The organism is Paenibacillus sp. FSL R7-0333, assembly GCF_038000365.1.
GTDB lineage: Bacteria > Bacillota > Bacilli > Paenibacillales > Paenibacillaceae > Paenibacillus_AQ > Paenibacillus_AQ silagei.
Window position 1 is genome coordinate 1,702,428 of record NZ_JBBOBZ010000001.1, and the last position, 20,320, is coordinate 1,722,747.

A 20,320-nucleotide genomic window follows, 5' to 3' on the forward strand; every position below is an offset into this window, starting at 1 on the left:
ATGAAATTAGGGTTTGCGTAGGGTTTAATACTTTAATTTTAAAATACATGATTTCCGGACAATAAATTGTGAAATACATCACAACGGTAAGCGCTATCATTGGAAATGGATAGGGCCAGATGTGGCGAAGTCTTGAAGGTTGTTTGAATTCACCGATTCCCTTATAATTTTCAGTATGCAGGAATCGGGAGTGAACACTAATGAAAAAGAATATAATCAGACGCCGTGTGCTTATCGGAGTGGTGTTGGTTCTGTTGACGGCGGGGGTGTTTATATGGAGATATCTGACTCCGTATAAACCGGAGGCACGGGCTGAAACGGCTCTGATCTCTGCCGGGGGAGTCACTGTAGAGCAGAATGACAACTGGATCTCGTTCGAGCCCTCAGTGGTGCTCGGCACCGCCGTAATCTTTTATCCGGGAGCACTGGTCAAGGCAGAAGCATATGCGCCGCTGGCCCGTAAAGTTGCCGCTGCCGGTCACCCGTTCTACATTGCCAGAATGCCGCTTAATCTGGCTGTAATCAAAGGGGATGCCGCCGAAGAGATTATCCGCGTGCATCCGAAGCAGTCCTTCGTCCTGGGCGGGCATTCGCTCGGCGGCGTAATGGCTTCACGCTTCGCTGCGGATCATGCCGGCCAGCTGGAAGGCGTTTTTTTTCTGGCCTCGTATCCCGATGAGAAAGGCAGCCTGAAGGACACCACGCTATCCGTCTTGTCTGTGCTTGGCACGCAGGATGAGGTCGTAGACCAGAAGAGCTATAACAAAGGGCGTTCCTATTTGCCGGGCAATACCGTATATGTGTCGGTTGACGGCGGTAACCATGCCCAATTCGGCAGCTATGGCGCGCAAAAGGGTGACGGGACCGCTACGATTACCGAAGATGAACAGCAGACACGGACCGTCCGGGCGATGCTGGACTGGCTGGGGAATCTGCGCCAGAGCAAATGAACAACGAATACCTGAAGTAATATAACTTATGCGGAAGGAGCGCTGGAATGCCTGTATTGCACATCAATGAACTCTCCGTTCCCGTAAGCGGCATCCTGTTCGATAAGGACGGCACGCTGCTTGATCTCCTGGCCACCTGGGGCAGCTGGGCCGAACTGGTGCTTGAGGGGCTGGGCAGCCAGCTGACTTTAATGGGCAGCAGACCTGTAAGGGGAGCAGATTTGGCCCCGGTGCTGGGGACGACGCATGATGCTTCCGGACGAATTACCGGTTATGATCCCGCCGGTCCGCTCTCCATGGCAACGGCTGAGGAATCCACCGGAATTCTGGCCTGGCAGCTCTATACAGCGGGTGTCCCCTGGAATGAAGCGGTGACGCGAGTGAATGCCATCTCCAAGGAGGCCATGAATGAGCTTCGCCGCCGCCGTACGGCTGTACCCATGCCGGGAGTATTGCCATTCCTGGAGCAGTGTGCCGTCGCTTCATTGAAGCTTGGCGTTGTGACCTCTGACAATCTGTCCACCACCCGCGAGCATCTGGAATGGCTTGGCATCTCCGGGTACTTCGGGGCGGTGGTTACCCGCGACCGGGTAAAGTACGGCAAGCCTGCACCGGAGATGGCCGAGAAGGCCTGCCGGGAGCTGGAGCTGCGTCCCGAAGACACAGTGATTATCGGTGACAGCAATGCGGATATGCAGCTGGGCCGTGGGGCGGGACTGCGCCTTGCGGTCGGAATCTCACCGGACGGAAGGACAGACCATCTGCTGGATGCGGATATTGTGGTATCCGGCTATAACGCGCTCCGCTTAACAATCTGAATGCATTACGAATGAGGTACAGAGAGGACAGGTGTAGATCATGGAACAATTACAGCTACTGGCTTCCTGGATTCAAAAAAGCAATAATATCGTCTTTTTCGGCGGTGCCGGAACATCGACGGAGAGCGGCATCCCGGACTTCCGTTCGGCAGCCGGTCTGTACCAGACACAGCACAACTCCCCCTATCCGCCTGAGGTGATGCTCAGCCGCAGCTTTTTTATGTCCTCGCCGGACATTTTTTTTGATTTCTACCGCAGCAAGATGATTCATCCCGGAGCGAAGCCGAACGGGGCCCACCGGCTGCTCGCGGAGCTGGAGGAGAGCGGCAGGCTGAAGGCGGTCATTACGCAAAATATCGACGGCCTCCATCAGATTGCCGGCAGCCGCCGGGTTCTGGAGCTGCACGGCTCTATCCACCGCAATCACTGCATGGGGTGCCAGCGCTATTACGGCCTGGAGGAATGGCTGGAGCAGGAAGGCTCTGTGCCGCGCTGTGAGGACTGCGGGGGCATCATCAAGCCGGATGTGGTGCTCTATGAAGAAGCGCTCGATCATGAAGTGCTGGTTGAAGCCGTGGATGCCATTGCAGCGGCGGATCTGCTGATCATCGGCGGTACCTCGCTTACCGTTCAGCCTGCTGCAAGCCTGGTCACTTACTTCAGGGGACAGCATACAGTACTGCTTAACGGCGAGCCTACCCCGTATGACGATCAGGCAGACCTGATTATTACAGAGCGTATCGGAGATGTGCTGGGTAGAGTGCAGGGACTGCTGGGCTAACGCCCAGTCAGTCTTTTTTTATAGAACAAGATTACTTATGAGGCCGTGTGTTTAAAGAAGGGTATTCACAAAAGAGATACGAGAGGCAGGGATATAACATGGTATATGTGGCTAGTGATGAACGGTATGAAGGAATGCGTTACAACCGCACCGGCAGGTCAGGTCTCAAGCTTCCGGCCATCTCACTGGGCCTGTGGCATAATTTCGGCGGCATTGATGCCTTTGAGAATGGCCGCAGGATGATTACCCGTGCCTTTGATCTTGGAATCACCCACTTCGACCTGGCGAATAACTACGGGCCTCCGGCCGGATCGGCGGAGGAGCTGTTCGGCAAGGTGCTGGCCCGGGATCTCGCGCCGTACCGTGACGAGCTGGTGATCTCGACCAAGGCGGGATATACGATGTGGCCCGGCCCTTACGGGGACTGGGGTTCACGTAAATATATCCTGTCTAGTCTGGACCAGAGCCTGAAGCGGCTGGGACTGGACTATGTGGATATCTTCTATTCCCACCGTCCGGACCCGGACACCCCCATGGAAGAAACGATGGGAGCGCTGGATCATGCTGTACGCTCAGGCAAAGCGTTGTACATCGGCTTGTCCAACTATACGGCGGAGCAGACGCAGCAGGCTATTGCGATCCTGAAGGAGCTGGGCACCCCGCTGCTGATTCATCAGCCGAGGTATTCCATGCTGGACCGCTGGATTGAAGGCGGGCTTCAGGATGTGCTGGAGGAGCATGGGGTGGGCAGTATTGCCTTCACTCCGCTGGCGCAAGGTCTGCTGACGAATAAATATCTGAACGGCATTCCCGGAGATTCCCGGGCAGCCGGACCTTCGGCAGCGCTGAATGAGAGCCGGATTACGCCGGAGGTGCTGCGCAGAATCCACGCGCTGAACCAGATGGCCGTAACGCGCGGCCAGAGTCTGGCCCAGTTCGCCCTGCTCTGGACGCTGCGCGGCGGCCGGATCACCTCGGCGCTGATCGGCGCCAGCCGGGTCAGCCAGATCGAAGAGAATATCGCCGCGCTGTCCCACAGTGACTTCACGCAGGAGGAGCTGGACCGGATCGAAACGATCCTTAAGACAGAGGAGTGAAGCTTAAGGCGCTCAGCCTAAGAGCTGCCATAAGGTCCGGCTTCCATAGATAACCATGCAAGCAGCCCGCTTCCTGTTCAGGAGACGGGCTGTTGCTCTAGGCGATATAGCTATTTCTCTCCAGGGTTCACTGTGGCCTGGCGGTAAGCGGTGGGGGACTGGCGGTAGAAACGCTTGAATTGCCGGGAGAAATACAGGGCATCAGTCAGTCCGACCGATGCCGCTACCTGCTCCACGGACAGCTCGGGACGTTCACGCAGCAGCTGGCGCGATTTCTCCACCCGCAGCTTCAGCAGGTAAGTGACCGGAGAGAGCCCCGTCTCCTGCTTGAAGATGCGGGAGAGGTAAGCGCGGTTATACCCCAGAGAGCCGCACATCTGTTCAATCGAGACCGGATGGGCATACTGAGAAGCCATGTAGTGAATCATCTGCTTCACCGTCCGCTTGATCTGTGATTCCGCACCCGGCAGCCGGGTGAAGGAGACCAGCAGCTCCGCCGCTTCGCCGGCGATAAGGTACAGATACCCCAGAGAGGTCAGGGCGGCACTCTCCTTATTGGCATAGAAGGCGGACATCATCCCGGCAAGCGCTCCGGGTATTACACTGCCGCCTGCGGTAGACAGCACCGGGGCGAGCGGCGCGAAGCCCGCCTGCTCCGCAAGCTGTCCGGCATCGGCGCCGGTGAAGGCAGCCCAGCGGTAGCGCCAGGGCTCCTGCTGATCCGAGATGTAGCTGACCAGCTGGCCCGGGTGGATTAGGAAGCAGTCTCCGGCTCCCAGCTCGTACGTATGCTCCTCTGTCCGGAAGACCCCGGAGCCTGATTCAATATAATGGAGCAGATAGTAATCGTAGATCTTGGGACCTGCCTGATGCAGCGGGAGGGTCTGGCTCTCTCCTGCAAAGAGTACATGCAGCAGCTGCTTATCGTAATAGACAGGATTTGATCCTACTGAATAGGTATGTTGCACTGCAAGCCGCCTTTCCTGAGCAGAACGCTTCCATAGCTAAGTGTATAGGGAGCGCCCGTTCACTTTTCCTCATACCGAGTATAGTCTCTTCAGAGACGGAAGTCACATTTGTCCATATATTGCACACATGATTGCATTATCAGGGCAAGTCTGATTTTATTATAATGTAAGCATGAAGGACGTAAGTTGAATTCCAAAGCGCAAGCAGCGAAAGGGTGGAGTGGCAATGTTGAGCACACAGGAACTGAACAGCAAATTTATTGAGAAATATGGGGAAAGCAAGGAAGAAGCAAGGGTATTCTACGCTCCGGGCCGCGTGAATCTGATCGGAGAGCATCTGGACTACAACGGAGGTTACGTCTTCCCGGCCGCGCTGGACTTCGGCACCACGCTGATCGTGCGCCCGCGTGTAGACGGCAAGGTTCAATTCGCATCGACGAATTTACCTTACGAAGCTTCTATTGACTATAGCGAGATCGGCAAAGCCAAGACCGGCGAATGGATTGACTATCCGGTGGGTGTGCTGGTAGAACTGGCCAAGAAGGATCTTCCGCTATCCGGCGGCTATGACCTCCTGTTCCACGGTGAAATTCCTAACGGCTCTGGTCTGTCCTCTTCCGCTTCGATCGAGGTAGTCACAGGCTTCGCCTTCCTGACGCTGCTTGGCGGAGAGATAGATACGGTGGAGCTGGCCCTGCTGTCCCAGCGTGTGGAGAACCAGTATGTCGGCGTGAACTCCGGTATTATGGACCAGTTCGCTGTAGCCAACGGCAAGCGCGACCATGCCATCCTGCTGATGTGCGATACGCTGGAATACAGCCTCGTACCTTTTGTGACAGGCAGCTATAAGCTGGTCATCGGCAACACGAACAAGAAGCGCGGTCTGGTGGACTCCAAGTACAATGAGCGCCGGAGCCAGTGTGACGAGGCTCTGGCTATTCTTAAGCAAGAGGTGCCGGGCCTGTCTTATCTGGCTGAGCTGAAACCTGAACAATTCGAGCTTCATCAGGATAAAATTACAGACGAAACCGTCAGACGCCGCGCCCGCCATGTGGTGGAGGAGAATCAGCGTGTGCTTGACTCGGTGGAGGTGCTGAAGAACAATGATCTGAAGCAGTTCGGCCTGTACATGAATGACTCCCATGTCTCCCTCCGCGACCTGTATGAAGTCAGCTGCGAGGAGCTGGATGTGATGGTGGAAGAAGCGCAGCGCATTCCTGGCACACTGGGATCACGGATGACGGGGGCCGGATTCGGGGGATGTACGGTATCTCTGGTGCATGAGGATGATGTGCAGCGGTTCATCGCTGAAGTAGGTGAAGCTTACAAGAACAGAACCGGCCTGACCGGCGAATTCTATGTATGTGGCATCGGCAACGGCGTGGAAGAATTGAAAGGAGTGAAATAAGATGGCGATTCTGGTAACGGGCGGCGCAGGATACATCGGTTCACACACAGTAGCAGAGCTGCTGGACCGCGGTGAAGAGGTTGTGGTGATTGACAATCTGCTGACAGGGCACCGCGAGGCGCTGCTGGGCGGCAAGCTGTACGAGGGCGACCTGCGCGACAAGGCGCTGCTGGCGAAGCTGTTCTCCGAGAATGAGATCGAAGCGGTGATTCACTTCGCAGCCAGCTCCCTGGTGGGTGAGAGTATGAAGGACCCGGTTAAATACTACGACAACAATGTCTATGGAACGCAGTGTCTTCTCGAAGCCATGCAGCATGCCGGTGTGGATAAAATCGTCTTCTCCTCCACTGCCGCCACCTACGGCGAACCGGAAAAGGTACCTATCGAAGAGACTGACCGCACCGAGCCTGCGAATGTCTACGGCGAGACCAAGCTGACCATGGAACGCATGATGGCCTGGTTCGACAAAGTGCTCGGCATCAAATATGTGGCGCTGCGCTACTTCAATGCCGCAGGCGCACATGCCAGCGGCAAGATCGGCGAAGACCACCGTCCGGAGAGCCATCTAATTCCGCTGGTGCTCCAGGCTGCGCTGAAGCAGCGCGAGAATATTGCAGTGTTCGGGGAAGACTATCCGACAGAAGACGGAACCTGCGTACGCGACTACATCCATGTCAGCGACCTGGCGGATGCGCATGTCCGTGCAGTCACTTATCTGCGCAGCGGCAGTGCAAGCAATATCTTCAACCTTGGCAACGGCCTGGGCTTCTCTGTGAAGCAGGTCATTGAGACTGCGAAGAAGGTTACCGGCCTGGACATTCCGGTTGTGGTTCAGGACCGCCGCGCCGGAGATCCGGCAGTACTCGTCGCTTCCTCTGACAAAGCCCGCAAGGTTCTGGGCTGGGACCCGCAGCATGCCGATCTGGAAGGCATTATTCAGAGCGCCTGGAGCTGGCACTCTGCCAATCCGCAAGGGTACGGGGAGTAAGAAGCAATTCTGCTTGTTGCCCGAAGGTGAAATAGACAGAATGCAAAGCGCCGCATAAGGCACCATAGAAGGAGAAATGAAATGCAGAACGATAATAGTACGGCTGCTGCCGCTGAGAAGGCGCTGTATGCGATTGAACAGCTGGTTCTGTTTGCCGGACATACGGGACTTATCCAGCCAGCAGATGTGGATTACAGCCGCAATGAACTCCTGGACCAGTTCGGCTTCAGCGAGCCGTATCCCGGCGAGTTCACTGAAGGTCCGCTGGACAGCCCGCAGGCCCCGCTGGACCAGCTGATTGATTACGGGTTCAGTCTCGGGCTGATCCCGGAGAATACGGATACGTACCGCGACCTGCTGGATGCGAAGATTATGGGCCTTCTGATGGCCCGCCCGTCTGAGGTGAATGCGGAGTTCGCCGCGATCGAGGCGGAGCAGGGCATTCAGGCGGCAACGGACCGTTTTTATAAGCTGAGCATTGATTCCAACTATATCCGTATGGACCGTGTAGCGAAGAATGTGTATTGGCTTCAGGAGTCGCCGTACGGGGATATTGAGATGACGATCAACCTCTCCAAGCCGGAGAAAAGTCCGAAGGAAATCGCCATGGCCCGGTTGCTTCCGCCTCCGGTCTATCCGAAGTGCCAGCTATGCCGCGAGAACGTCGGTTATGCCGGCCGGGTCAATCACCCGCCGCGTCAGAACCTGCGCGTGATCCCGCTCCCGATGAACAACGAGAAGTGGTTCTTCCAGTACTCGCCGTATGTCTACTATAACGAGCATTGCATTGTGTTCCACCACGATCATGTGCCGATGAAGCTGACGAAGGATACGCTGAAGCGTCTGCTTAGCTTCGTGGAGGCCTTCCCGCATTATTTCATCGGCTCGAATGCCGATCTGCCGATTGTCGGCGGCTCGATTCTGACGCATGACCACTTCCAGGGCGGACGGCATACGTTCCCGATCCAGAAGGCGCCCAAAGAGGAAACCTTCACCCATGCCTCTTATCCCGGCGTCAGCTTAAGCACTGTGAAGTGGCCGATGTCCGTGCTGCGGATGCATGCGGAAGATCCGGCAGTGCTGCTGGAGGCGGGCAACCATATCTACGAGTCCTGGAAGACGTATAGCGATCCGGCCGCCGAAGTGCTGGCGTTCAGTGAAGAGGACGGCGAGAGCGTGCCGCATAATACCGTTACCCCTATCGTGCGCCGGGCAGAGGACGGCGGCTACGAGATGGATCTGGTGCTGCGCAACAACCGGACCAGCGAAGAATATCCCGAAGGGATTTTCCACCCGCACCGGGAGATGCACCATATCAAGAAGGAGAACATCGGCCTGATTGAGGTCATGGGCCTGGCGATTCTGCCGGGGCGGCTCAAGGAAGAGCTTGACGCCATCGCTGGCATATTGGCGGGCGACACTGCGCTTCTCGGAGATGTCCAGAGCCAAGGCCAGGAGCATCCGCTGGCGCTACACACTTCATGGATTACCGAACTGGTAAGCCGCTTCGGTACCTCTCTGAACCGAGAAGAAGCGGTGAAGACCATCCAGAATGAGGTGGGTACGAAGTTCACTCACATTCTGGAGCATGCCGGAGTCTACAAACGCACGCCGGAAGGGCAGGCGGCCTTCCGCCGGTTCCTGAACAGCAGCGGTTTTAACTAAGTCTGGATAGAATGAATGTACAAAGAAATCGCTCCTTTGGGAATGGCTGGGTGGTCCCTCCATTTCATCAAATGAGCGATTTTTTTTGTTGTTTTTTAAGGAAGGCGTCCACCCAAGTGCTCACGTTGATTCTAATCCAAAATAGAGAGCTGTGCGATTTGAATGCGCTAAGCTGGAGGACTATAATAGACAGGTGCTTCACATTCACATACTCATGGAGGTTTACCCATATGCGCAAGTTTGAATTTTATAACCCGACCAAGCTTATTTTCGGACAGGGAACATTGCAGGCACTCCGTACCGAGGTGCCGAAATACGGTAAGAATGTACTGCTGATGTACGGCGGCGGCAGCATCAAGCGCAGCGGCTTGTACGATAACGTCATTGCCGAGCTGGCTGCGGTTGGTGCCGTAGTTACCGAGCTTGCCGGAGTGGAGCCGAATCCTCGTCTCTCAACGGTACATAAAGGTGTAGCGTTGTGCCGTGAGAATCAGATTGACCTGATTCTTGCCGTCGGCGGCGGCAGTGTGCTCGATTGTGCCAAGGCGGTGGCCGTCGGAGCGAAATATGAAGGGGATATGTGGGACTTCGTAGAACGCAAGGCCGCACCTCAAGGTGCGCTTCCGCTGGGAACCGTGCTGACAATGGCAGCCACCGGCTCCGAAATGAACAACGGCTCGGTCATCACCAACGAAGTGACCCAGGAGAAAATGGGCTGGGGCAGCATCCATGCCTATCCGGCCTTCTCGATCCTTGACCCGGAGAACACCTTCTCCCTGCCGCGCGACCAGACGGTGTACGGTATGGTGGACATCATGTCCCATACGCTGGAGCATTATTTCCATACAGACAGCAATACGCCTTTACAGGACGGCTTCTTGGAGACTCTGCTTCGTACCGTGATTGAGACGGCTCCTAAGCTGATTGAGGATCTGAACAACTACGAGCTTCGCGAGACTATTATGTACTGCGGGACGATGGCGCTGAACGGAATGGTCAGCATGGGCTTTGCTGGTGACTGGGCTACGCACAACATTGAGCATGCTGTATCCGCTGTGTATGATATTCCCCACGGCGGCGGCCTGGCAATTCTCTTCCCGCAGTGGATGAGATATAACCTCAGCACGAATCCTGCCCGCTTCCGCCAGCTGGCTGTGAATGTGTTCGGCATTGACCCTTCCGGCAAAACCGATGAACAGACCGGCCTCGAAGGCATTGAAGCGCTCCGCCGCTTCTGGGATTCCATTGGCGCTCCGAAGACGCTTGGCGATTACGATATCGACGACAGCGAAATCGGCAGCATGGCCGACAAGGCGGTCCGCTTCGGTCCGTTCGGCAACTTCCGCAAGCTGGAGCGTCAGGACGTAGTTGAAATTTATAAGCTGGCTTTGTAAGTCAGCCATCGACAGTATAGCCGCTTCCCGTCTAAGGGGGCGGCTTCTTTGGTCTGTTAATTTTCCCGCTTCCGGCATACATTAATGAGAGCAATACCCAACTTTGTGAAACCAAGGGCATGACAGTTGCGTTTATACTAGTATGACAGTCCGGAAGTATCGACGGGAGGAGACTATAATGCAAACGCTGTATTTGGGCTGTTTGGCGCTGGGTATTTTATTTGCCTTAGTGAGTGTAGTGTTGGGCGACCTGATCGGGAGCGCTCTGGACGGGATTTTTGACATCGTATCCTTTGATTTCCTGAATCCTACCCTATTGGCAGGAGGGATCACTGTATTCGGTGGAGCAGGCATGCTGCTGGGCCGCTACAGCGGACTGGAAGATGGCGTGATTCTTGCCTTGTCCCTGCTGATAGCGGCATTCATGGGCGTATTGATGCATTTGGTGGTAGTGAAGCCAATGAGGAACAGCGAAATGTCGAACGGCTTCTCCATGAGTGAACTGCCGGGGAGAATCGGTGAGGTTACCGTCCCGGTTCCCGGCACAGGCTACGGTGAGATTATGGTGAAGTTCGGTGCAGGCAACAGCCTGCATACGGCGGCCAGCTTCGAGCAGCATGCACTGCCGGCCGGAATCAAGGTTGTAGTAGTTGAGGTACGTGAGGGTGTAGCACTTGTGTCTGAATTCGAAGAGAGAAAAGGAGTGGACTTATGATGCTAGAAAATATTCCAGAATCCCTATTTATACCTGCGATAGTAATCGCTGTACTGCTTGTCCTCGGACTCGCCTTCTGGGCGCGTTACAAGACGGTTGGCCCGGATGAAGGCATGATCGTCACCGGTTCCTTCCTGGGCAACAATCATATATCAGATGATGGCTCCGGCCGCAAAATCAAAATCGTCCGCGGCGGCGGTGCGTTCATTCTGCCTGTCTTCCAGAAAGCGGAGTTCATGTCTCTGCTCTCCCATAAGCTCGATGTGACGACCCCGGAGGTCTATACGGAGCAAGGCGTGCCGGTCATTGCCGACGGGGTCGCCATCATCAAGGTAGGCAGCTCCACGGAAGATGTGGCAACGGCAGCCGAGCAGTTCATGGGCAAGCCGATTGAATCCCTGAAGAGTGAAGCGCAGGAAGTGCTGGAAGGACATCTGCGGGCGATTCTTGGTACGATGACCGTAGAAGAGGTCTACCGCAACCGGGACCGCTTCGCCCAGGAGGTTCAGGGGGTTGCCGCCCGTGACCTCAAGAAGATGGGACTCCAGATTGTCTCATTTACCATCAAGGACGTACGCGATAAGCACGGATACCTGGAAGCGCTGGGTAAACCGCGGATTGCCGCAGTGAAGCGGGATGCTGAGATTGCGGAAGCGGAAGCTGTCCGTGACGCGCGGATTCAGAAGGCCAATGCCGAGGAGCAGGGGCAGAAGGCGGAGCTGCTGCGGGATACCAACATCGCCGAAGCATCGAAGGAGAACCAGCTCAAGGTCGCAGCGTTCAAACGCGATCAGGATACTGCCAAGGCGGAAGCCGACCAGGCGTACCACATTCAGGAGGCGCGTGCCAAGCAGACCGTGGTGGAAGAGCAGATGAAGGTCGAGCTGGTCCGCAAGGAACGCGAGATTGATATCCAGGCGAAGGAAATTCAGGTGCGTGAGAAGCAGTATGATGCTGAAGTGAAGAAGAAAGCGGAAGCAGACCGTTATGCGGTAGAGCAGGCGGCGGAAGCCGACAAGGCCAAGCGCATGCGTGAAGCCGACGCCCTGCAGTATAGTATCGAGAAGCAGGCTCAGGCTACGTCCGAGCAGAAGCGGCTGGAAGGTCAGGCGATCGCGGATGCAGAGCTGGCCAAAGGTAAAGCAGAGTCCGAAGTTATCCGTCTGCGCGGTCTGGCCGAAGCGGAAGCCAAGGAGAAGCTGGCAGAAGCCTTCCAGAAATTCGGCGAAGCGGCGGTTCTCGATATTATCGTCAAAATGCTGCCTGAGCTGGCCGGGAAGATTGCCGAGCCGCTGGCGTCTATCGACAAGCTGACTGTGGTGGATACCGGCAACGGTGAAGGAGCTGCGCGGGTCAGTAATTATGTGACCCAACTGATGTCCACAGCCCCTGAGATGCTCAAAAGCGTGTCCGGTATTGACGTCGAGGCGCTGATCAAAGGGCTGACCAAGGGCAAGACGGAGCCTAAGGACATGGTGAGACATACAGCTGCGCCAATCACCTCTGTCGTCACCAGACCGGCCCCGGCTGCTCCGGTCACTCCGGCACAACCGGTGGAACCTTCAGAACACCCTGAAGGATAAGAGCAGAGCAAGCCACCAAGGTATGGCAGGCAGTAGTAACGCCAGCCATACCTTTTTTGTAAGTGATCCGCGAAACAGAGATTCCTTATCTTTCACGCTGAAACGGAGGCAGAGGCATGGAGCTTATACTGGATAATATACGCAAGAGCTTTGACGGCAGAGAGGTGCTGAAGGGAATTGACTTCACCTTCGAGCAAGGCAAGATATACGGTCTGCTGGGCCGCAACGGGGCCGGCAAAACCTCGCTATTCAACTGCCTGAGCGGGGAGATCCAAATGGATAGCGGCGGGGCTTTTCTGCGGAGAGATGAGGTGAGTCTTCCGCTGCTTGAGGAGGAGATCGGCTACGTCTTCTCCTTGCCGATTCTGCCTGACTTCCTGACCGGTTATGAGTTTGTGAAGTTCTACATGGACATCAATAAGGGGAAGATACAAGCGGACCGGACCATCGAGGAATATTTCGATATCATCCGTTTCGAGGAGGCGGACAGGCACCGTCTAATCAAGGGCTATTCCCACGGGATGAAGAACAAAATTCAGATGCTGTGCTTTATCATCTCCCGTCCGCCGCTGATCCTGCTGGATGAGCCGTTAACCTCGTTCGATGTGGTAGTGGCACTGGAGATCAAGAAGCTGTTGCGGGAGATGAAGCAGGATCATATCATTATTTTCTCCACTCATATTCTGCAGCTGGCCGCCGATCTCTGCGATGAGCTGGTTATTCTGAATAACGGTACACTGCGGGAGATTCCGGCGGAGACCCTGCACAGTCCGGAATTTGAAGAGCAGATTATTGCCCTGCTGAAGGATGAGGATCATGATTAGGACGCTGAAGGCGATTCTGGAAGTGCGGGGGATGTCCGGCGCTAACCGGCTGATGTTCTATGCCCGTAAGCTCCCTGTGCTGGGCAAGCTGATCCCGGCCTCGGTCTACTCGGAAACCACGCTGAAGCGGATCTTATCTGTTATCGTGCATATCCTCAAGGTACTTATGGCCTTTGTGACGAAGTTCGCTTATCTTGGGATCATGATCTATCTGCCGTTGAAGTTCATCGGTAATGATATCACCTTATCCCTTTCTGTTCAGTACCAGCTTTATTTGCAGATGCTGCTATGTATAAGCTTCCTTACGGCCGGGGTTTCCAGCGCGGTTATTCTGGAGCCGAAGCGGGATAAATACATATTCGTGAAGCTGATGAGGCTGCCGGCAGAGCGGTATATGCGGACCACACTGACTCTGCGAGGGATCAGCTTTCTGGTTACTTTTATTCCGGCGATGCTGGTCTTCGGGAATCTCCTCGGTGCTCCGCTGTGGCATGGGGCGGTTCTTACGCTGCTGCTGACGTTCTGGCGTACGGCTTGCGAGGCGCTGCATCTGTGGGTGTATGACCGCTACGGCATCGTTATTGTCAAAAAAACAAGCTGGATCTGGACCGCCATCGGCGCTGGCTATCTGCTGGCCTATCTTCCGTTGCTCCCCGGATTTGCGGTAGTAGAGAGCGGAATGCTGTTCAATCTGCCTGTGGTGCTTGGCGTGCTGGTGCTGGGAACCTTAAGTGCGGTCTATATCGCCCGTTATAAGGACTATACGAATGCCGTCGATGCCGTCACCAAAATCGATGATCCGCTGCTCGACATGGGACGGATGATGAAAGAAGCACGGGTGAAGGATGTGGCCACCCAAGATCAGCACTACTCGGCGGAACAACAGAATCAAGAGAAGTTCGAGGGGAAAAGCGGGTACGCTTACCTGAATGCAATCTTTTTCTCACGTCACCGGCGGCTGATCACCAGTCCGATTCAACGGCGGCTGGTTATTATTGGATCGCTCTTTGCCGCTGCTTTGCTGACGATGCTGTTGTCACAATCCGCTTTTACCAAACTGACTCATTATCTGATTACCGCGTTGCCGACCTTCCTGATCATTATGAACTACACGTCCATTGGCGAACGCCTCTGCAAGGCGATGTTCTATAACTGTGATCTCAGCCTGCTGCGCTACGGATTCTACCGTGAACAATCGGCGATTCTAAGCAACTTCCGTATCCGGCTGCTGCGTATCAGCGTGCTTAATCTGATCCCGGCTGCCGCGATCTGCCTGGCGGTGAACCTGCTATTGGTGCTGTCAGCGGAGAGTTGGGGCGCGGGGGATGCCGTACTCTTTTGCGTGACGATTGTGGCGCTGTCCCTGTTCTTCTCGGTGCATCATCTGTTCATGTACTACATCTTCCAGCCTTACAGCACGGAGCTGAATGTGAAGAATCCGTTCTTTACGATTGTGAACAGTGTGGTGCTGGGGGTCGGATTCATCGCGATGCAGTTCAAGAGTGAGCCTGGAATGTTTGCCGTGATCGTAGTGCTTTCTGCTGTGGTGTATATGCTGGCTGCGCTTATCATGGTATACAGGTTCTCAGGCCGGACGTTTCGGGTGAAATGAATGGAGCCCGCGGGCGGTTTGCGGCACCCTTCTAATTTGGGATTCTTGATGTTATGATAGGAGCTTAAGGGAACGAATCACACGTTGAAACATGTATCGTGCTGCTGGAATAGATCAGGATTCAGAAGTAAAAGAGGTGTCGCAAGTGAGCAGCATTACCGTGGGCAAGGTGCTTAATAATAACGTTATCATTGCCGAGCATCCCCAATATGCCGAGGTTGTGGTGATTGGCAAGGGGATCGGCTTCAACCGTAAAACGAGGGACCGGATCAATCTGTCCTCCGTAGAGAAGATGTTCATTCTGCGCAGCCAGGAGGAGCAGGAGCAATACAAGCAGCTGGTGCCGCAGGTAGATGAGAAGCTGATTGAGGTGGTCCAGGAGATTGTGCTGCATATTATGCAGAGCAGCCGCCAGACGCTGAATGAGCATATCCATATTGCCCTTACCGACCATATTTCCTTTGCGATCCGCAGAAGCGAGCAGCATATGGCTATTCATAATCCGTTTCTATACGAGACCCGGGAGATTTATCCGGAGGAATACAGTCTGGCGGAATATGCGGTGGAGCGGATCAATGAGGCGATGAAAGTGACGCTGCCGCCGGATGAGATCGGCTTCGTGGCCTTGCATATTGTCAGTGCGCTTAGCAACCGCCATATCTCTGAGGTGAAGCAGCATTCCGAGCTCATCGGGGACATGGTGGGACTGGTGGAGGATAGCCTGGAATACCGCATTCCGCGGGATTCTCTGGACTATTCAAGGCTGGTGACCCATTTGCGGTTCGTTCTGGAACGTCTGCGCCGGGGAGAGACTGTGCGCGAGACCTCGTCCCTGGATGGACTAATGAAGCGGGAGTATCCCGAGATGTACATGCTTGCCTGGAAGCTGACGAAGGTGATTGAGCAGCGGGTGCGCATTCCGGTATATCCGGCCGAGGTCAGCTATCTGACGATTCATCTGCAGCGTATTGCCCAGAAGAAGGAAGATGAGCCGGAGCTGGAGGAGTAGACCGGCTTTAGGCGATTTTGGGGCTTGCAACTTCAAATCAATGGTGCTACAATGATCCCTGTTATGAAACAGAAGCAGAATACCAACGTGTAACTGATACGATCAGGCATGAGTGATTTACAGTATTATGGTTGTCCTGCCCCAACTTGGGGTACGCTAACGTTAGCGTTAGTGTGGCAATCCATGTGCTGTATTGCTCATGCCTTTTTTGGCTTCTGTTGACAGAAATTAAGGATTAGGAAGTGACCTTGAATGTTTAAAAAATTATTTGGCGTTCTGCAGAGAGTCGGTAAAGCGCTAATGCTTCCTGTTGCCATTCTGCCTGCAGCGGGCCTGCTGCTTGGAATCGGGAACATGCTGGTGAATCCGGACTTCCTGCAATACGTGCCTGCCCTGGAGAATAATATCGTACAGGCCATTGCCACGGTACTAATGAACTCCGGGCAAATCGTATTCGATAACCTGTCCCTGCTCTTTGCAGTCGGCGTAGCTATCGGGCTGGCCGGAGGTGAAGGCGTGGCCGGGCTGGCAGCGATTATCGGCTTCCTGGTGATGAACGTAACCATGGGTACGGTAGTCGGTGTCAATGCTTACGTGCTGACCTGGAAGGATTTCTCGTATTCCAGTGTGCTGGGGATTCCCACCTTGCAAACCGGGGTCTTCGGTGGTATCCTGGTCGGGATATTGGCCGCATCCATGTACAAAAGGTTCTTCCGTATAGAATTGCCGTCATATCTGGGCTTCTTCGCGGGTAAACGTTTCGTACCGATTATGACGGCAGTGACCTCCCTGATGCTCGGTCTTGCGCTCACGATTGTGTGGCCGCCGATCCAGCACGGTCTGAACTATGTGTCACAGAGTATGATTAATACCAACCTGACGCTGTCGGCCTTTATCTTCGGGGTCATCGAGCGCTCCCTAATTCCGTTCGGCCTGCACCATATCTTCTATTCACCGTTCTGGTATGAATTCGGAAGCTATATTGACAAGGCCGGCGATCTGGTCCGAGGTGACCAGCGGATCTTCATGCAGCAGCTTCGTGACGGTGTGGAGTTCACAGCGGGTACATTTACAACCGGTAAATATCCGTTCATGATGTTCGGTCTTCCGGCAGCGGCACTTGCGATCTACCATGAGTCGAAGCCTGAGAACAGACGGATTGTCGGAAGCTTGATGATTTCGGCTGCGCTGACTTCGTTCCTGACAGGGATTACGGAGCCGCTGGAATTCTCATTCCTGTTCGTAGCTCCGCTGCTGTTCGCCGTCCATGCTGTATTCGCAGGCTTGTCCTTCATGACCATGCACCTCTTGGATGTCAAAATCGGCATGACCTTCTCCGGCGGGTTCATCGACTATGTGCTGTTCGGCGTCATTCCGAACCGTACCGCCTGGTGGCTGGTTATCCCGGTAGGTCTGGTATTGGCCGTGATCTATTACTTCGGGTTCCGCTTCGTCATCCGTAAGTTCAACCTGAAGACTCCCGGCCGTGAGGATGCCTCCGAGGATGAGGATGAGGTAAGCTTGGAGAGTGTGTCCAAGACAGGCGACGATCTGCCGCGCAACATTCTGTCCGCCTTGGGCGGCAAAGAGAACATCACCCACCTGGATGCCTGTATCACGCGTCTGCGGGTCGAAGTGAAGGACAAAGCGGGCGTAGACAAGAACCGTCTTAAGAAGCTTGGTGCTTCTGGTGTTCTTGAAGTGGGCAACAACGTACAAGCGATCTTCGGCACACGTTCGGACACGATCAAGTCACAGATTCAGGATGTGATGAACGGCCGAACACCGGTTGCAGCCCCTGCTGCTCCGAAGCCGGAGCTTGAACAACAGGCCGGCGAGCAGGGCGATGCTATTATCCCTGAGGATATCGTGTCTCCGGTAAACGGCCAGCTGATGGATATTACAGAGGTTCCTGATGCGGTCTTCTCGCAGAAAATGACCGGTGACGGCTTCGCCTTCCTGTCGGAAGACGGCAAGATTGCTTCGCCGGTATACGGCAAGGTATTCAACGTGTTCCCTAGTAAGCACGCCATTGGCATCATGTCAGACGGCGGCAAGGAAGTCCTTGTGCATATCGGGGTCAACACCGTTAAGCTTAAGGGCCAGGGCTTCACGGTTCTGGTGGAGGAAGGCGATCTGGTAGCTGCCGGACAGCCGATTATGGAAGTGGATATGGAGTATGTGAAGGCGAATGCACCTTCTGTCATCTCTCCGGTCATCTTCTCCAACCTGCCGGAAGGCTCCTCCGTTACCTTGAAGAAACCGGGCAGAGTAGCCATCGGTGACAAGGATATCATCACCATTCAGTAAAATGTGCAATGGCGAAGCGCTTCCATTATAATGAAGGGGAGCGCAAGCCTTCACTATAATTCACCATCCCAAATTAACAGAAAGCGAGTTGGATTATATTATGCAAACAACTTTCAGAATTATTGACGAAGACGGAATTCACGCACGCCCGGCAACAGCGCTGGTAAATACAGCTACAAAATTCAAAGGCACTGAAGCTTTTGCAGAAGCTAAAGGCAAAAAAGTTACCCTTAAATCCATCCTGGGCGTTCTCTCCCTGGGCCTTGAAGCAGGAGATACCCTGACTCTTATTACTGAAGGCAGTGAAGAAGCAGAAGCACTGAACGCGTTGCAGGAGGTTATGGTTAAAGAAGGGCTGGGAGAAGTTCATGAATAAAATTTCAGGAATCGCGGCTTCCGCAGGTATTGCAGTAGCCCGTGCCTTTATCCTGGAACACCCGGACTATACCATTACCAAAACAGCGGTCACGGATGTGGACGCTGAGCTTGCGAAGCTGAAGGACGCCCTGGACAAATCCAGAGGCGAACTTCAGACCATCAAAGAGCGTACCCTGGCTGAGCTTGGCGAGAAGAAGGCGGAGATTTTCGAATCACATCTGCTGATCCTTGATGATCCTGAGCTCATTACCCCTGTAATGGACAAAATCCGTGAGGAATCGGTAAATGCGGACTACGCACTGAATGAAGTAGCTAATCAATTCGTGGAAATGTTCCAGAACATGAAGAGCGCTTACCTGCAGGAACGTGCAGCAGATATGCGTGACGTAACCAAACGTGTGCTGAACCATCTGCTTGGCATTCACTATGTGAGCCCGGCTGAGATCAGTGAAGAGGTTATTGTTATTGCCCTGGATCTGACGCCATCGGATACAGCACAGCTTAACCGCAACTTCGTCAAAGGCTTCACCACCAATATCGGCGGACGGACTTCCCATTCGGCCATTATGGCCCGTTCCCTGGAGATTCCGGCGGTTGTGGGCACGAAGAACGTGATGTCCCTGGTCAAAGCAGGCGATCTGGTTATCGTGGATGGTCTGAGCGGCGATGTGCTGATTAACCCTTCCGAAGCTGAGGTAGCCGAGTATACAGCGAAGCAGGAAGCTTACAATCTTCAGATTGCTGAATGGAAAAAGCTCCGCGACGAGCCAACGGTATCTGCCGACGGCAAGCATGTAGAGCTGGCAGCCAACATCGGGACACCGAATGATGTGACTGGCGTTATTGAGAACGGCGGCGAAGGTGTAGGTCTGTACCGCACCGAGTTCCTCTATATGGGCCGCGACAAGCTGCCTTCCGAAGAGATCCAGTATAATGCCTACAAGACCGTGCTTGAGAATATGCAAGGCAAGCCGGTTGTAGTGCGTACGCTGGATATCGGCGGAGACAAGGAGCTGCCTTATCTGGAGCTGCCGAAGGAAATGAACCCGTTCCTCGGCTACCGTGCGATCCGTCTCTGTCTGGACCGTCAGGATATCTTCCGCACCCAGCTGCGTGCCTTGCTCAGAGCAAGTGCCCACGGCGACCTGCGCATTATGTTCCCGATGATCGCTACCCTTGGTGAATTCCGTGCAGCCCGTGATCTGCTGCTGGAAGAGAAGGCCAAGCTGCGTGAAGAAGGCAAAGAAGTGTCCGACAGCATCCAGCTGGGCATCATGGTAGAGATTCCTTCGACGGCTGTACTGGCGGATCAGTTCGCCAAGGAAGTGGATTTCTTCAGTATCGGAACCAACGATCTTATCCAATATACAATGGCTGCGGACCGTATGAATGAACAGGTAGCCTACCTGTATCAGCCATACAACCCGGCAATTCTGCGACTGGTCAAAATCGTCATTGATGCTGCACACGCCGAAGGCAAGTGGACCGGGATGTGCGGAGAAATGGCGGGGGATGCCACAGCTATTCCTCTGCTGCTCGGTCTTGGCCTCGATGAATTCAGCATGAGCGCTACCTCCATCCTGCCAGCACGCAGCCAGATCTCGAAGCTGTCTGCGGCCGACATGAAGGAAATGGCTGCCCAGGCTCTGCAGCTCGGCACGGCCGAGGAAGTAGCCGCACTGGTGCAGTCCCGCGTGAATTAATTCTTTACTCAAGCATTGGTTAATAACTCCAACTACTTTCCGGCCCCCTTTACAGGGGGCTTTTTTTTGCGGTTATTTGAATTTCAGCAAATCTGGAACCGCCCGCCCGGGCGTTAT

17 protein-coding genes are annotated in these 20,320 nt (G+C 54.6%); 16 read left to right on the plus strand and 1 reads right to left on the minus strand.

Annotation, left to right across the window (positions count from 1 at the left end; genetic code table 11):
- The first annotated feature begins 200 nt into the window (after positions 1–200).
- From MKY86_RS07035 to mgrA, 4 genes are all read left to right on the plus strand, one after another.
- A complete protein-coding gene (locus MKY86_RS07035; protein ID WP_076082642.1) occupies positions 201–950 on the plus strand; it encodes an alpha/beta hydrolase in 750 nt (249 codons plus the stop codon).
- 47 nt (positions 951–997) lie between these two features.
- On the plus strand, positions 998–1,768 hold the full coding sequence (locus MKY86_RS07040; RefSeq protein WP_076082644.1) for an HAD family hydrolase: 771 nt from the start codon (positions 998–1,000) through the stop codon (positions 1,766–1,768).
- A gap of 40 nt (positions 1,769–1,808) precedes the next feature.
- Positions 1,809–2,549, plus strand: a complete 741-nt coding sequence (locus MKY86_RS07045; RefSeq protein WP_076082661.1) for an NAD-dependent protein deacylase — start codon at positions 1,809–1,811, stop codon at positions 2,547–2,549.
- 98 nt (positions 2,550–2,647) lie between these two features.
- Positions 2,648–3,646 carry an L-glyceraldehyde 3-phosphate reductase gene (mgrA, locus tag MKY86_RS07050; protein ID WP_076082664.1) on the plus strand — a complete coding sequence of 333 codons (999 nt, stop codon included), beginning with the start codon at positions 2,648–2,650 and terminating at the stop codon, positions 3,644–3,646.
- Between the two features lie 110 nt (positions 3,647–3,756).
- On the opposite strand, the gene MKY86_RS07055 is transcribed toward mgrA, so the two are convergent.
- Positions 3,757–4,614: an AraC family transcriptional regulator gene (locus MKY86_RS07055; protein ID WP_076082667.1), complete on the minus strand. Its 858-nt coding sequence runs from the start codon at positions 4,612–4,614 to the stop codon at positions 3,757–3,759.
- Positions 4,615–4,840: 226 nt separating this feature from the next.
- Here MKY86_RS07055 and MKY86_RS07060 point away from each other — a divergent pair, with 226 nt between their 5' ends.
- The 12 genes from MKY86_RS07060 to ptsP all read left to right on the plus strand — a co-directional run bounded on the left by MKY86_RS07060 (position 4,841) and on the right by ptsP (position 20,203).
- Entirely contained in the window at positions 4,841–6,022 is a 1,182-nt protein-coding gene (locus MKY86_RS07060) for a galactokinase (protein WP_445669894.1), read from the plus strand.
- A 1-nt stretch (position 6,023) separates the two neighbouring features.
- Positions 6,024–7,010: a UDP-glucose 4-epimerase GalE gene (galE, locus tag MKY86_RS07065; protein ID WP_036696662.1), complete on the plus strand. Its 987-nt coding sequence runs from the start codon at positions 6,024–6,026 to the stop codon at positions 7,008–7,010.
- An 81-nt stretch (positions 7,011–7,091) separates the two neighbouring features.
- Entirely contained in the window at positions 7,092–8,675 is a 1,584-nt protein-coding gene (locus MKY86_RS07070; protein WP_076082670.1) for a UDP-glucose--hexose-1-phosphate uridylyltransferase, read from the plus strand.
- 230 nt (positions 8,676–8,905) lie between these two features.
- On the plus strand, positions 8,906–10,069 hold the full coding sequence (locus MKY86_RS07075; protein WP_036722565.1) for an iron-containing alcohol dehydrogenase: 1,164 nt from the start codon (positions 8,906–8,908) through the stop codon (positions 10,067–10,069).
- A 178-nt stretch (positions 10,070–10,247) separates the two neighbouring features.
- Positions 10,248–10,784: a protease gene (locus MKY86_RS07080; RefSeq protein WP_076082679.1), complete on the plus strand. Its 537-nt coding sequence runs from the start codon at positions 10,248–10,250 to the stop codon at positions 10,782–10,784.
- Positions 10,784–12,367: a flotillin family protein gene (locus MKY86_RS07085; protein ID WP_076082737.1), complete on the plus strand. Its 1,584-nt coding sequence runs from the start codon at positions 10,784–10,786 to the stop codon at positions 12,365–12,367. The genes MKY86_RS07080 and MKY86_RS07085 overlap by 1 nt, the downstream gene beginning before the upstream one ends.
- A gap of 116 nt (positions 12,368–12,483) precedes the next feature.
- Complete coding sequence (locus MKY86_RS07090) at positions 12,484–13,191, plus strand: ABC transporter ATP-binding protein (protein ID WP_076082681.1); 708 nt, start codon at positions 12,484–12,486, stop codon at positions 13,189–13,191.
- A complete protein-coding gene (locus tag MKY86_RS07095) occupies positions 13,184–14,803 on the plus strand; it encodes a hypothetical protein (protein WP_076082683.1) in 1,620 nt (539 codons plus the stop codon). Before MKY86_RS07090 ends, MKY86_RS07095 begins: the two co-directional genes overlap by 8 nt.
- A 145-nt stretch (positions 14,804–14,948) precedes the next feature.
- Entirely contained in the window at positions 14,949–15,812 is an 864-nt protein-coding gene (glcT, locus tag MKY86_RS07100; RefSeq protein ID WP_036722556.1) for a glucose PTS transporter transcription antiterminator GlcT, read from the plus strand.
- A gap of 252 nt (positions 15,813–16,064) precedes the next feature.
- On the plus strand, positions 16,065–18,122 hold the full coding sequence (ptsG, locus tag MKY86_RS07105; protein WP_076082685.1) for a glucose-specific PTS transporter subunit IIBC: 2,058 nt from the start codon (positions 16,065–16,067) through the stop codon (positions 18,120–18,122).
- A gap of 100 nt (positions 18,123–18,222) precedes the next feature.
- Positions 18,223–18,498, plus strand: coding sequence for an HPr family phosphocarrier protein (locus tag MKY86_RS07110; protein WP_036696683.1), 276 nt, complete (start codon positions 18,223–18,225; stop codon positions 18,496–18,498).
- Positions 18,491–20,203, plus strand: coding sequence for a phosphoenolpyruvate--protein phosphotransferase (ptsP, locus tag MKY86_RS07115; protein WP_076082687.1), 1,713 nt, complete (start codon positions 18,491–18,493; stop codon positions 20,201–20,203). The genes MKY86_RS07110 and ptsP overlap by 8 nt, the downstream gene beginning before the upstream one ends.
- The last annotated feature ends 117 nt before the right edge of the window (positions 20,204–20,320 follow it).